Source organism: Spirochaetota bacterium (assembly GCA_038043445.1).
In the GTDB taxonomy this organism is placed as follows: Bacteria; Spirochaetota; Brachyspiria; order Brachyspirales; family JACRPF01; genus JBBTBY01.
This window is the reverse complement of sequence record JBBTBY010000029.1, coordinates 1-15,013: the sequence shown is the minus strand read 5'-3', so window position 1 is coordinate 15,013 and position 15,013 is coordinate 1. Positions and strand designations below refer to the sequence as shown.

The 15,013-nt window shown below is 54.1% G+C and carries 11 protein-coding genes; 4 read left to right on the top strand and 7 right to left on the bottom strand.

The annotated features are described in order from the left end of the window. Positions 1-63: 63 nt before the first annotated feature. From AABZ39_05060 to AABZ39_05030, 7 genes are all read right to left on the bottom strand, one after another. Positions 64-828 carry an exodeoxyribonuclease III gene (locus AABZ39_05060; GenBank protein ID MEK6794123.1) on the bottom strand — a complete coding sequence of 255 codons (765 nt, stop codon included), beginning with the start codon at positions 826-828 and terminating at the stop codon, positions 64-66. A 3-nt stretch (positions 829-831) separates the two neighbouring features. Continuing rightward, a complete protein-coding gene (locus tag AABZ39_05055; protein MEK6794122.1) occupies positions 832-1,803 on the bottom strand; it encodes an aromatic ring-hydroxylating dioxygenase subunit alpha in 972 nt (323 codons plus the stop codon). A 17-nt stretch (positions 1,804-1,820) separates the two neighbouring features. Continuing rightward, positions 1,821-3,782, bottom strand: coding sequence for a class I tRNA ligase family protein (locus AABZ39_05050; protein MEK6794121.1), 1,962 nt, complete (start codon positions 3,780-3,782; stop codon positions 1,821-1,823). 9 nt (positions 3,783-3,791) lie between these two features. Next, a complete protein-coding gene (locus AABZ39_05045) occupies positions 3,792-4,082 on the bottom strand; it encodes a phasin family protein (protein ID MEK6794120.1) in 291 nt (96 codons plus the stop codon). A gap of 107 nt (positions 4,083-4,189) precedes the next feature. Beyond that, on the bottom strand, positions 4,190-6,712 hold the full coding sequence (locus tag AABZ39_05040; GenBank protein MEK6794119.1) for a hypothetical protein: 2,523 nt from the start codon (positions 6,710-6,712) through the stop codon (positions 4,190-4,192). A gap of 28 nt (positions 6,713-6,740) precedes the next feature. Continuing rightward, positions 6,741-7,919: a hypothetical protein gene (locus AABZ39_05035; GenBank protein ID MEK6794118.1), complete on the bottom strand. Its 1,179-nt coding sequence runs from the start codon at positions 7,917-7,919 to the stop codon at positions 6,741-6,743. 22 nt (positions 7,920-7,941) lie between these two features. Beyond that, positions 7,942-8,736 carry a hypothetical protein gene (locus AABZ39_05030; protein MEK6794117.1) on the bottom strand — a complete coding sequence of 265 codons (795 nt, stop codon included), beginning with the start codon at positions 8,734-8,736 and terminating at the stop codon, positions 7,942-7,944. Positions 8,737-9,009: 273 nt separating this feature from the next. Between AABZ39_05030 and AABZ39_05025 the strand changes: the two genes are divergently transcribed. The 4 genes from AABZ39_05025 to AABZ39_05010 form a co-directional block, all read left to right on the top strand. After that, a complete protein-coding gene (locus AABZ39_05025; protein ID MEK6794116.1) occupies positions 9,010-9,987 on the top strand; it encodes a LacI family DNA-binding transcriptional regulator in 978 nt (325 codons plus the stop codon). A 1-nt stretch (position 9,988) separates the two neighbouring features. Further along, positions 9,989-13,528, top strand: coding sequence for a carbohydrate binding domain-containing protein (locus AABZ39_05020; GenBank protein ID MEK6794115.1), 3,540 nt, complete (start codon positions 9,989-9,991; stop codon positions 13,526-13,528). Between the two features lie 80 nt (positions 13,529-13,608). Beyond that, positions 13,609-14,193 (top strand): TetR/AcrR family transcriptional regulator, encoded by a 585-nt coding sequence (locus AABZ39_05015; GenBank protein ID MEK6794114.1) that lies wholly within the window; start codon positions 13,609-13,611, stop codon positions 14,191-14,193. A gap of 97 nt (positions 14,194-14,290) precedes the next feature. Further along, positions 14,291-15,013 (top strand): outer membrane lipoprotein-sorting protein (locus AABZ39_05010; GenBank protein ID MEK6794113.1); only part of this gene is annotated, 723 nt, incomplete at its 3' end.

Genomic DNA, 15,013 nt, shown 5'->3' with positions numbered 1-15,013 from the left:
TTCCCTTTGAGTGAGGGATGGGGGTGCCGCTTTTTTCGCGGCGGGGGATGGGTGAGTGCGCCTTCATACCTCTATCTCCACCCCTATCGGACAATGATCCGACCCTTCCACATCCGGCATGATGAACGCCTTTTTCACCGACGCTTTCAGTTCCTCGGACACGAAGAAATAATCGATACGCCAGCCGATATTCCGTTCACGCGCACGCGTTTTAAGGTCCCACCATGTATAATGATCGGGGCCTTTTTCGAACAAACGGAACGTGTCGATATATCCCGCTGCAATAAGCTTGTCTATCCACGCACGCTCCTCGGGGAGAAAGCCCGACGAATCCTCGTTTTCCTTCGGGCGAGCAAGGTCTATCTCTGTGTGTGCCGTGTTCACATCGCCGCAGACGACGATCCGCTCTCCGTTCTTCCGCCGCTTCTGTGCATGCGCGAGGAATGCATCGTAGAATTCCATTTTGTATTTGAGCCGTTCTGGCGACGCTTTGCCGTTGGGGTAATAGATGTTGTAAAGTGTAAAGCCCGCGTACCTCGCGCAGATGATGCGCCCCTCGCTGTCAAATCGCTTTTCGCCGAAACCGTGATCGACACTATCGGGATTTTTTTTCGTGTATACCGCTACACCGCTGTATCCTTTCTTCTCCGCCGATGAGAAATACGATGTATACCCGTCTATCTCTTTTAAGTCTTGCGTGAGCTGATCGGGGTGCGCCTTCGTCTCCTGCAGACAGAGTATATCAGGCGATACTTTCGCTATCCAGGGAATTATCCCTTTTTTCTGCGCGGCGCGTATGCCGTTGACGTTCCATGAGATTATCTTCATCGGCTACTTTCCTTCCATGAGCTCATCGCGCCGGCGGCGGTAGGCGATGATCGGTCCGTCGCCCGGGAAGAGGTTCTCCCCGATGGAAAGCCCGCTCGCTTTCGGCTGCTGTGTAACGACGACGCGTCTGTCCTGATGCGCGACCGTGATGTTGAACGGCATCGCAAGCCAGGCGAACCATTTCCGGAGAAGCGGTGCTTTCATGAATTTCTGATAAAAACGCAGATAGAGTATCGTATGTACATCGTCGACCGGAGCGAACGCTACGAGCACACGCACGCTTTCGGCGATATGGTTCTGCCACACGTTCGGGAACGCGAATTCAAGCTTGAAGGGGACATTCGGCTTTTTCATCTTATCGGGTTTAATCGCGAGCGTGCCGTCCTCGCGATGCATGTGTGCATACACGAAGAATTTATCCTTGCCGACCCACTCGACGAGCGGGCCGTCCATCGTGGTCCGATTGCCGCGTCCGATGGTGTTGTGATGCACAAAGGGCACATGCGGCGCATCGAGCTGATTCTCTATGGCACGCGAGTAATGCGTATCCCAATAGTCCTTCACCGTAACATACGTGAAATCGTCCGTGAGGTCATCGAATGCCGGGAGCGGCGGGAGCCTGTCCGTACGCTCGCCCCAGAATATCCAGATGAAGCCCATGGATTCCGCCGTCGCATATGCCTTCATCCGAAAATTCGACGGTACCGGGGCTGTGCGTCCGTTCGCCGGTATCACCGTGCATTTTCCTGAAACGTCATATTCAAGTCCGTGGAATGGACAGCGTATCACATCCTTGATAACTATTCCGACCGAGAGCTGCACGCCGCGATGCGCACATTTGTCGAGGAAGCAATGCACTGCCCCGTCCGATGAGCGCCAGAACACGAGTTTTTCCCCCATGCGGAGGAAGGCGACGGGCTTTCCCTTGGGCACTTCCTTTGATTCAAGAACGGCATACCATTGATCTCGTATCATTTTATTCTCCGGTGCGGCTACACTTGCGATGCATGCTTCCTGAAAAAATCGACGCGCGGCGGAAGCTCCTTGAAACGATGCGATGCATCCTTCATGAAGAACGGTATCGACTCAAAAATATGTTCCCAGCTCCAGAACTCAGTGCCGATGTTCAAGTGCTCCCGTATCATCTCCGTGCCTTCCGGCGCAATGGGATGGAGGAGCACCGCTGCAGTGCGCATCATATGGAACCCATCGATGATGGCATCGTTCGGGATATTGGTCTCGGAAATGCCCGTCGTCCGCTCAGCCCACTGCCTGTTCATGCTCTTGACGAATACATCGACGATGGAAAGTGCCGCGTTGTAATTATGCGCATGCATCGCCGCTTCGAAAAGGAGTATCGTCCTGTCCGATTCTTCCTTCACCGCCGGGCTCACATTCCCTTCCGGCAGTTTTCCGCCGGTATAGCGCTGTATCGTATAGAAGCAGGAGCGCACGGCGCGGTTGAACGCATTGCTCAAGAGATTGCCTTCCTTCAGCACCGGGTCGCCGTCCTTTTCCTTCGCGGCGGGATTGAGGGGCTTGGGCATGAACGATACGTTCTGCTGGCCGAGCCCGAGACTGAAAAAATGCGCACGAAGCTGGTCGGGCGTGTAGTATTTAAGGAGATCGCGCGCCATCGGCGGCTTTATCTCGCTGCTGCTCGATGCCTTCCTGCTGAGAAAAAGGAGATGCTTGTTGACGACAAGGTCGGGGAGAGAAAGTTCACCGTCGCTCACGTCCGCGGATATCTTCCCGTTCACACCCATGAACATGGCCGCTTCCGCCGGGCCGTAGAAATACACGTTATCCTCACCGATGAACTGATAGATGCCGCTATCCTTCGAGCACCACCAGTGTTTCCATTCGTCAGCGCCTTTGCCCATCGATTCTAGATATGTCTTCGTGAACGATATCGGCGCGATGAGCGATTCCGGCCACACCCACCAGGTGAGTCCCGCGAGACCGTCCTTTTCCGGCACCGGCACACCCCAGGCAATATTCCCGGAAAGTCGGAACGGCACAAGCGTCTTCCCCGTGCGATAGCGTATGCCTTTTTCAGCAAGCAGTGCGCGCGCTTTTTCCATATCGGCAAGCGTTCTGAACGAGAGGCGGTCCGATAATCCTTTCCCAGCGGCACGGTCATGCGCCGGAAGCGAAGCGAGAAGGGCCGCATCCGTATCGAGCGTTTCGCGCTTCACGAAAATGGACGGGGGTTCGAGGAATTCCTGTATGCTCAGCACGGCGAACTGCCGCGCGGCGGGATGCGATGCGAAATCCTTGAGCCACGCCTCTATCGCGCTTTGGAAACGCGGGAGCGACAGGTACCAGTTCGTGACATCGCGCATGGCGGGTTTTTCGCCGGACACGGTGCTCACCGGATCGATGAGCTCGGTCGGCTCATACTGATGCCCGAGCGAACATTCGTCCGCATACGCCTGCTCCGATGAGCAGCCATTGACGGGACAGCGCCCCATCACTTGGCGCCCGTTGAGGAAAGCGTTCACTTTCGTGTCGAAGAACTGCGGGCGGGCTATCTTCTCAAGGAAACCATTCTTAAAAAGCGTGTCGAAGAACGATGAACACATCTCACGATGTATCTCCCCCGAACGCCCGAGCCCCGACGCGGCAAAAAGATCGATGGCGATATGATACTGCGTAAGCACATCCCGCTGACGCCCATGATTCTGCTCTACGAACGACGGGAGATCGCCGGTGTACTCGCCCTTCTCGGTGAGCTTCCGGTGATATTCCACGATGGGCGAACCGTAACAGTCGGTGCCTGAAACGAAGATGACGTTCTCGGCACCGATGCGGTCGCGCAGAAATCGCGCATACACGTCCGCCTGCACGAACACGCCGCCGATATGTCCGAAATGAAGGTCTTTATTGCCGTACGGCATCCCCGCGGTGATGACCGCCCGCTTCGGGAACTGTGCCCGCGTTCCTGTACCCATGATGTGCCTTTATTTTTTCTGCGACTCTTTCAGTCGTTTTTCAAGTTCATCGAACTGCTTTTTCGTGACAAGGCCCATTGTGTGAACGGCTTTTTCAACGGCCTCTTCGACCATCTTCGTCAGATCGTTCTTCGCTTCCTCGGCCTTGTCCATGACGCCGCGGACGAATTTCTCGCCTTCTTCCTTGTTCATCGGATGGTCGGCGACGAACCGCTTCGCGGCCTCCTCGACCTTTTCCTTGCCTTTCAGTATCAGCCCGACGCTCGTATAAAAAACATCTTTCAACATGCTGTCCGACATGGGTGCCTCCGATAGCGTGATGAAATACTGTACGGCATACGCGTTATTCTGTCAATCGCGGTATCGTTCATGTTCCGCCGCTCTGGATGGTGCCGCGGCGGATGATGCTATATCTTCGTCGCAAGGCGCACAAAGACACCGTCATTGATACCGGCGAATTTATACATTGCCGGGTCGGAGTAGTCGAGATAGTCGAGCATGAAACCTACGATACCCATGAGATCGCCGGCGTTCATATCGACCTCCACGGCGAACGAGTGCTTTCGATATTCGTCGATGGTACGGTACGGGAAGAACTTCTGCATGTATTGATACCCGCTGTAGAGCGAGAACTTTGGGCTCAGCTTGAACGAGAACCTGATCATACCGGCGAACGTCGTTTCAGCGAAATCGTTCGCCGGTACGGCCGGATAATTGACCCTGTTCATATGATGCGCCATTATCTTCACATCGAGTCCGAGCGAACGAAGGAATGAATCTGACGGATTGATGAGATTGAGCGGCACCCCATACCCGACATACCCGAGTATGCCGCTCCGCAGAACGATGGAGCTTGAGCTTACGATGAAATTCCCTTCCGCATGCGCAATGGTCCTTATCTGCAGTGTTTTCAGCGGAGGGGAATCCGGGAACGGATAGATGAACATCTTGAAATACGCGTCGCCCACATGGCTGTCGGTGTAAAGGAGCTGATCGTTGGTGCTGCTTATGCTCTCGGTGATCGTCCCTTCGGAAAGATTATTGTAGATAACGTCCGCGGCACGCTTGTACGATATCGTCGCAAAAAGCGTCGCCTCGGGCTTATTGAAATACCAGGAAAGCCGCGGTGTCACAAGCCAGGCCGCGATGTCCGGCGAGGTAACGATGCGCTCAGCGCTTGCAAAAAGCGATGTGTCGAACCCGGGGATTATCGTGTACACGGCCGTTCCCTTAAGACCCTCGAGGTTTTCCCGGTAGCGAAGGTCCGCGAGAGAATCGTCCTCGCTCCTGTCCACTATCCCGTTATTATTATTGTCATCACCCGCGTCAAAAAAGTACGGGTATTTGTCGAACATGAGGAAATCCTCAAGAAAATCCGGGAAGTTATTATAGTTTACATCACCGGCATAATTGGTGGGCGACTCATACTTCTCCGTTCTCGAGAATCTGTTGGGAAAATACGGCGTAAGGAAATCGTCATTATCGTTGTCGAGCACCTGATAATATGTCCAAGGGGTATTGGTGCGCCCGGTCGTGTACAGACTGGTGTAGTAATTACCATCGCAGTGGTATCCGCCGAATTTCATGAATAATCCGCCGAAACGCGACTGCATCTCCGCAAAATATGCATACGATGCCTTATAGGAATAGTCCGCTTTAATACGTGCCGCCTGCGCTATCTGAAGGTTAAGGAAGCCGCCGCCGGTGATATCAAAGCCGAACAGCCGTATCGATGCTTCGATACCGAAATTGTGATTGGCAACGGGAATGCCGTAGAGGAAAAGCTGTACGCCATAATTGCTGAAATCGCGTATATCGTGCTTAAGCGAGGTGAGCACCGTATCCTGCGGAAGATTGAGCTGTTCGTTCTTGTCGCGGAAGCCGAGTTCCACAGGACCGATGACGTTCTGCACATAATACGAATTGGCGAGCGTAAGCCGGACGGCTATGGCCTTTCTTGTGGTAACACCGTTGAGTAACTGGGTGAACGTAAAGCTCGTTCCCTCGGGGATACGCACATACCATTGGAGGCGGACGGCGTCGTAATTGGTGTATGCGGCCGCACCGGGAAGATTTATCGCCGCGATGTTCGACTTCCCGTTCTCAGCGAAATCATATTCAACGTTGTAGAGCGCGGTGAAATTCCCGCCATCCCGTGAGCGGTACGGGGCGATACGTATCGTAATATTCGAGATGGAATAGTTGTCATTGGTGAAGCTGCCTGCACTGAGCGGGGCGCTCCCGTTGAACATATCCGCGCGTGCCAGCACATCGCGATGAACGATGCCCGCATACGATACGGAGACGTTCTTAACGGAGAACAGGTCGTTCGTCCCGGCGAGGGCGTCGAGGGAGAACTTCAACCCCATGAGATAATTATTCTCCTCGCCCCTGAAAAGGGGATAGTCATAATCCCCCGTGGACGTTGTACCGGACGCAGTATCCGGTGCATTCGTTTTCAGGTACGACAGAACGCCGTCGATCTGGAACACCCGCGGCAAACTGATCTTGAGGAAGATGCCGTCAAGAAGATTATTAGCGAGCACATACGATGAATACATCGTTCTGCGGTTCGCTTCCTGTACGGCGAATTCCGCGTTCATTCCGCCTGCGATCCTGTCCGAGAAGAGCGCAAGCCCCTGGTATTTGCCGATGAAGGTCTGACCGTTCTTATAGTATCGTGTATTCGCGAGGAAGCCCTCCTGGTAATTGGTCATCGATTGTGCGGTCGTCTGGTAATCGAAGTAATCGAATACAAAGCGCATGCCCTCGACGCCGCCGATAACATCCCCGAAAAGATTATAGAACGTCTGCGGATAGGTATCGATAGTGACGTCCCTGTCGATGTTCAATCCCGAGAGCATAGCACCGAACGATATACAGATCGAAAGAACGCATGCCCCGCGGCGTATTGAGAGACCGGCTTTCATTCAATGCTCCTCGGATCAATTTTCATGTTCAGGGAATATCCCATTTGCTTTTCAGGTATCGTTCGACATTGTATCGTTCCAGGTCGGTCAGGGTCGCTGCAAAATAGATGACCTCGGATATTATGCAGGAAAGGGGATAACTGGGAGGGCTTGCGTTGTCTCCGCCAAGGTAGAATCCAGCCGAGGTGAACCATTGTGGATGTGGGGAATCGGACGATATGAACTGCCCGTTGAAAAAAGACTTCAACGTTGAGACGTTGGCGTCGGCAGACATCGCGATTATCCCCGGATAATTCGCGCCGCCGCTCGTCGTGATCGGTATATATGCCCAAAAGGGGAACGCCGCATACCATCGCCATTGATCACCGATAGGCGAGAGAGCAGCCCCGAGATACGGAACGATTATGCAATTTCCTGAATTCCTTACCCAACACAAGCGTGCAGACACAGCGCCCCGCTGCAGTGATTGCACCACCATAAAGAATGTATAATTGTTCATTGCCGCAGGGTAGGTTGTGTTATATAAGGTATCATCAATTCCATCGAACCACACAGCTGGCTTTTCATACATTGCATTCTTGAGGTACCGAGGGCAACGTGCAATTATGTTGTTTGTCGCACAGCGTTCGCCGGTAGGAGGGTTGTTCACACTTTTGTCCGCCCAAAAGAGCACCACACCTGCGGTGTTCGTACGGATCGATCTGTCGGTATCCATGGCATCGAGCCAGAATGCGGGCGATGCCTCAACGGCAATATCAGCGGATGTGATAAGAACGCGCGTAACATTCGTCGCCTTGTCCGGATATGAGGGGTTCATGGCCGATACGTATATGGCGGTGGTATTCGTGAGGACATTCGTGCCTGCTACAGCAATGACGTATTCTTTATCAGAAATGGGCATCCATTTCTGGCCTGAGCCAAGCGGCATTGTATATGAAGAACCCCTTCCATTCGTAACTTCCGCAAAACTCGGAGCCGGTGCAGCGACCGGTACTGCCACGGCATATACCATAGCCGGTGATTCCAGCTTCAATGTAACACAGATAGCACCGCGGAATACAACGGTCGCGCTCTTCGGATATCCGCTATAGAACTGCGGGTTCTGTTCCGAATGCGGATCGAATACATTGAGGCGATCGCCCGGTCCGTTGATACAACCGAAAACAAAGACCATGGCTGTAATGGCTGCGACTAGTTTTATACGCATGGCGTCATCCCCCGTCTTCATCTCAGAATCGATACGTTAACGTCATCCCCGCACCGTCACACGCGAACGTGGGGGAGAGCAGTAATGATGTTCTTTTCGCTTCAGGGATATATACAGGGGTGAGCAGCCACCATGCAAAAAATCCGATCGATGTGACCGCAAGCGAAAGCGCAAGCGATGTCTTCATGTTCCCGCCGCTCACCAGATCGAGATGCTTGCGCCAAAGGCTGTCATATTCCGCTGTCGACAGCGTTGCCGCACCCGTATTGTACCGGTGCAATGTGTCCGCATCACTTATCTTATCAAGGATGGAAAAACTGCCGACCGTAACTGCAAGCGCGCCGAACCCTATCGATGTGAAGAGAAGTACCGTTTTGGTCGTATTGACCTGCATGCCGTCGGGCGGGTATCGTTTGAGCGCCTCCCGCGCGCGTTCGTAATATGCGGTGCCTGCGGGTACACGCTTCCAATTCGCGACCGCTTCGAGCGATTTGCCCTGCTGTTCCATTTCCACCGCATCGTTGTAGAGGCTTTCGGAAAAGCGCTCCCGCGCCTTCGCGATGGCGTTCTTTGCGTTCTCATAATATGACGATGTGCTCGGTATTTCTTTCCAGCGGGCTATCGCCTGTTCATATTCGGCATTACGCGCAAGCTGCACGGCATCGCTGTATATCATCTCATTGGTGGCTTCCGGATCGACGACGGCCTCGGTGTTCGTCTCCTGAGCGAACACCGCCATACTCGACACGATGACGATGCATGTGATGATAGAACGGATATACGCCGCCGTTTGTGCGACGTGAAAGGTCTCACTCATAGAAGATCGCTCCCCACAGATGTTCGCTGCTGCAACGGCGTGTACGAACACACTACGCTGATCTTGTGCTCATCCGCGTACCCCATGATCACAATGCGCGCAACAACAAGCAACGCGGGTCGTGAACCGCAGGTGTATACTTTCAGTATAGGATTTTTCCTTTCATTTGTCAATTTTTTTGCAGTGTATATCCCTGCCGTACTGGCACGTGTACCAAGCTGTGATATGAAACATTTCATTGACAAAATGAAATATTTCATTTATGCTATACCCATGAAAAAGGGACAGCCATCCGTCGTCGATGTCGCCCGCGAAGCCGAGGTGTCGCTCGGGACGGCGAGCCGCGTATTCAACGCCCATCCCGCAGTCACCCGTGAGCTCCGCGAAAAGGTGTACGCCGCGGCGAGAAAGCTCAATTTCACGCCGAAGCTCTCACGCCCGGTATTCGCGGTCATCCTCGGAGCACGCAGGGACGATTCCTTCGGCTATTATCAGGTCATGCTCACCCATCTCTGGCAGGCTGCCGCCGAACGCGGCGTGGGGATAGAGCTCATAAGCCCGAAACGCCCGGAGACGGCGCGCGCCCCGCACATACGCGGCATCATATCCCTCGGCGGCTGGACGCGCATCGCGGAAGGCGGCGGACCGCCGGTGGTGAGCATAAACGATCCGCTTTCGGGAAAGAGCTTCCATCATGTATATACCGACCACCGTGCGCAGGGGCGGCGTGCGGCTGAACACTGCATCGAACGCGGGCATGAGCGCATTGCGATACTCCTTGCAACGGATACCGAATGGGGTGCGCGCGAACGACTTGCCGGATGGCGATATGCCGCAGAGAAGGCGGGACACATCGTCGATGAGAGCCTCATCAGCATCGGAGAGTCGATAGCGACCGCTGATACGGTATCACGCTGGATGAGGAGCGGCGTCACCGCGATACTCAATTTCAATGAAGCGATGGCGTTCGATGTGCTGCATGTGCTTTCCAATGTGCTCGACAAGCGCATCGGCACTGACATCTCGGTGATATCGGTCGAGGATGTGCCGTTCTATAAGTATTATGCGCCGCCGCAGACGGCCATCGCGCAGCCGCTTGCCGACATGGCGCATGCCGCTATCGACTGTCTGCTTACAGCGCCGAATGCCGCACCGAAACGTATCGAGATGCCGTTCGTCCTGCATGAACGCGAATCGGTAGCGCAGATAGGCCCGCGAAACAAAAAGATGCACTCTGCACGGAGGAAATGATATGATGAAAGTACATTCGGTACGATCCTGTATCATCATTGCACTGCTCGCCGTTCCGGCGTTCGCGGAGCTCATCAAGAATGGCGATTTCGAAAGCATAAGCGGGACTTCCATCAATGAATGGAAGAGCGAAGGGAAGGACGGTGTCATCGAAGCATCGGCGAACGGCGGCTTCATCAGCGGAACGTATTCGGCATACGTGAAGAGCGCTTCCGCCGACCCATCAGTACGCGCCGGCGCAGGCATCGCGCAGCCGGTATCCGTTGAGCCCGTGACATCATACACGCTCGTCTTCTACGCACGCGCCGAAAAGGACGGACAGATACTCCGGGTCTTCCACGACGCATGGCGTGCGGTCGGCGCGCATTGGTATCGGCAGAAAGAGATAACGCTTACGAAGGAATGGAAGAAGTACACTATCGAAGAATCGATACCCGGCGCGGAGGAATGGGACAACAGAAAGCTGTCGATACGCTTCAGTATCGCCTACGGATCGGTGTTCATCGACAATGTATCGATGACGCCTGCGGCAAAAGGATCGTTCGCAGCACCCTCACGACGCAACATCCTTGAGAACCCCGGTTTTGACGACGGGATATCGGGATGGTTCGCCGAATCGTGGAACCCGTCATGGTCGACGAAAGCCGAGCACATGGAACGCGATCGATCGGTAAAACATGCGGGAAGCTCCTCGATGAAGATATACGGGCGGACCGTCAGTCTTGTCAGCCGTCGATACCCGTTCAAGCCCGATACGACCTATACCGCATCGTTCTATATGAGGAGCGATGATAATTCAGGCGAGGGCGTCTTTGCATTCGTTATAACCCCGACTTGGAAGATAGCCAGGACCGAGATAACCCCGTCGATGCTCTCGCGCGAATGGAAGCGATATACCGTGTCGTTCAAAGCGGCAAGCCTCGGGAATGCATATGCGAATTCGTTCTACATCCGCATCGATCCGAGAAGCACCGTATGGTTAGATTCGGTGCAGCTCGAAGAAGGCGTCGCGACCGACTATGATCCCGGCATGCAGGCGGGCATTGAGCCGTCGGTGGCGTCTGGCATTTTCCAAAAGAACGCCCCCGCTTCGATAGCGGTATCCGCCCGCAGCCCGAAAGACTTTTCCGAACCGCATGTGCTCACGCTTAAGAGCTTCGGTACCGACGGCGCAGAACGATGGACACGCACGGTCGAAGTTACCGGCAATGATGCATCGAAAGCGATAGGAATACCAAGTGATATGGCCGGCGTCGTCGATCTTTCACTGACGCTCGCGTCGCGCGCGGCGCCGAAACATATCCTTGCCTCGACGGAATGGCGTGCGGTGATCATCGACGGGGATTTCGCGCTGCCGCTCAATCCGTATCTCGGACTCGATACCGCTCCCGCATGGTCGCCGATGGCGTCATTACTCTCGGAAGAGGAACTTGCGCGCGGCTTCGGCGCCGGCATGGGAAGGTCGTTCTTTTCGACATCAAGCGGCTGGCCGGTCGGGCTGCGCACGAACACAAGCGTAAAGAACCAGGAACATATCACGGCGCTTCGCGAAGCATACGGCGTGCTTTCGAAAGCCGGGAAATCCGTGATGATAGTGTTCGATGCCGGACGGGATAACCCCCTCACGCTCAGGTACATGAGCCGTAATGGGAAACTTATTCCCATCGAAGAGCGGGAGGCTGCCATCCCCGAATTCGCCGCACGCATGGCATTATGGGTGACGGCCCTGTCGAACGAACTTGCTGTCGCTGAGATATTCAATGAACCGAACATCTGGATCGTCGGCGGCGAGAAGGGAATGCCCCCCGAACTCTATGTGAAAGTGCTCCAGGCGGTGCACAAGGCCGTGCGCGCGGTGAACACGTCGGTCAAGCTTGCCGCGAACATCAACGGCATCGATATGGAATATACGGATAAATTCCTGAAACTCGGCGGGGCGAACTCTATCGATGTGTTCACCGTCCATCCCTACCGCGCGACCGCCGAAAATCCGCCGCTCTTTGAGGATTACCGGCGTCTGCGCGCGATGCTCGACAAAGCGAAACCCGGCATTCCCGTGGTGAACAGTGAACAGTACTTCGGCGTCCGCAATCCCATCTATCAGGGCGAATATGACCGCAATTATTTTTCGGACTCCGAGGAAGATCAGGCCGGGCGGCTCCTGCAGATAAGTCTCCACGGCATTGCCGCCGATCGCGTTCCCTTTTGTGTCTTCGCCCCCGGGGCATTGCTCGCAAAGGAAGGCATCTCCGGATCGCGGTATTTCTATCATTATTTCGGCATGCTGCGTACGATGAGCTCGCTTGTGCGCGATGTCAAGCGGGCCGATACGATCGCAAGCGACAGATCGCTCCGTGTGTTCCTCTTTGAAAAAGAGGACGGCACGAAAGTAGTGACGGCGAACACGCGCATTTTCGGCGTGAAAGGCTCGGTGACGATATCCCTCAAAGCGGACGCTGCGTATGATGCGAACGGGAATATGCTTGCTGCGATCGCAGTACCGGTGAGCTATGTCCCGTCATATTGGGTGTTCGGAAAAATCGTTCAGCCCGACGATATACGCCGCGCATTCGGCGCCGCTGTCTGCCGCGGATTCGATTTCCCCGTCGAGCTGACGGCAAACACGCGTTCGGATGGAAAGCTCGCTGTGCATCTCAGGAACGTGTCCACACTGCCGGCACGCGGGAACGTGAAGGTCCTGCATTCGCCGGATCTATGGTCGTTCCCTCCGTCCATCGCATTCGACATCGCAGCGGGTGGTGCGAATGAACGAACGATCGAACCGTCCGGCACACCGGCATGGAACGCGATGTATGCGCTCAAGTACACGGCGCAGTCCGACGAGCTTATCGTCAATCGAACACTGCGTCTGCCGTCGATATCCATCCCGAAAGCGCGCGCACCCGTGACGGCCGACGGCGACCTTTCCGATTGGGTTGACGCGTCATGGATGGTACTGGATGAGAACGCTTTGTCGAAGGATTTCAACAATACGCTCCCGCACCAGGGCAGCGCCGACCTCAAGGCACGCGTCGCCTTTCGCTGGGACGGCAATGGCTTCTATTGTGCGGTGCAGGTCCGCGATGATGCCGTTGTGAACAAAGGGAACGTCGCGCAATTGTATGAAAGCGATTCCGTACAGCTCTATTTCGATCTGGGGAACAATGCTGCTGACGGTGTGAACGCGTATGACAAGGACGATGTATGCTATGCCATTGGTCTTGATAAGAATACTCCCGTCGCTTATCTCGAAAAGAACCCCGGCATGCGGTATGTCGGAGAGAACAATACCGAAACGGGCGTTGATCCTGAGGTCAAAGTTGCGTATCGTGCTTCGAGCGACGGCTATGTCTATGAGGCGTTCTTCCCTTCATTCACGCTCCCGTTCCTTGCGCTCAAGGGCGGAAGCGTCATGGGAATATCGCTCATCGTGAACGATAATGATGGTGCCGGACGAAAGCAGGGGCTTACCCTCGGGCCTAAGGGTACCGAGCCGTTCTCAGCGCCATTTCTCTGGCGTTGCGCCGAGCTCCGGGACTGAAAAAATTCGTCGCTGCCCCTATTGACAAATTCGATATATTATGTATATTGTACTATATGAATAAAATGGTCATTTAGCTCATGATAGAAATACGACAAATAATCCTCAAGCGGGCAACCGAACTGTTCGCGCAATTCGGCCTGAAAAAGACGTCCGTCGACCAGATAGCCGAAAATGCGGGCATCGCGAAGGGTACCATCTATAATTACTTCAAGAGCAAGGAAGAGCTTTTTACAGCGATAATCCGCTCCGAAGCGGAGAAGTTCGTCGATACGATCACCGGTGCGCTTAAGGATTGCAAAACGAGCGAAGAGAAACTGCGGACGTTCTTCCTGACAGAATTCGATCTCCTGTTCGAGTATATCAATCTGTTCAATACTGCGCATAAGGGATCGCATATTCATGAGCTTATGACCTCTATCGGGAAAGAAACGGATGAATACTATCAGAAGATGCACGGCATTATGACATCTATTTTCGAAGAAGGGATACGCGACGGGAGTTTTAAATCCATCGATTACAGGACACTCGCCGATATCGTGGTCGAACTTTTCAAGAACATGGGTTTTCCCATCCCGTTCGAAGCGCTGCGGCAGGAGCGAAAGGTCATTGCTGATAAGATCAATTTCATGATAGATCTGCTTCTTTCGGGGATACGGAAATGAGATATTTTTTTTACCCCAGGATGACTATTTTACTATTTTGGTCATTTAGTTTAAACGTGAATTATACAAATAGCAGTAAAAACAAAGGAGTTTCTGTATGAAAACACGCATGTATTCGGCACTGATCGCATCCCTTGCATCTGTCTCGATCGCCTTCGCCGCACCCAACGCCGATGAGATCATGACCAGGTCGTACGGTCTTGCCAAAGCAGATGACATGGCATCGACGATGACCATGACGCTTAAGCAGGCGAACGGAGCGACCAAGGTAAGAAAGCTCCGAACATTCATGAAAAAGACCGCCGCGGGTACCGATTCTCTCGCCGAATTCATTTCCCCTGCCGATATTGCCGGGACAAAATTCCTCACCATCGGGAACAAAGTTGAAGGCGACAGCCAGCGGCTCTATATGCCGGCGCTCGGGAAGATCAGAAAGATCGCATCCTCGGGCAAGGGCGGAAAATTCATGGGGTCAGAGCTCTCCTACTACGACATGGAAGAGCATTCGCTCAGCGAATTCAAATTCTCCTACGTCAGGACGAATGTCGTGCAGAGCGTCAGGAACGGCAAGGCCGTGTCCATCCCGTGCCATATCATCACGAGCGTTCCGCAGAAACCGGAAGCGCCGTATGCGAAAATGACAGTATGGGTCGCTGCCGACGACTTCTTCGTGTATCGGACGGAGATGTTCGATAAGAGCGGTGCGGCGGAAAAAACGGTCACGGTCAATGAGACGCTCACGACGAACGGCGTCATTGTTGCCGTGCGCACATCGGTGGAGAGCGTATCGGGGAACTCGACGCTGATACAGTCGGAGAAG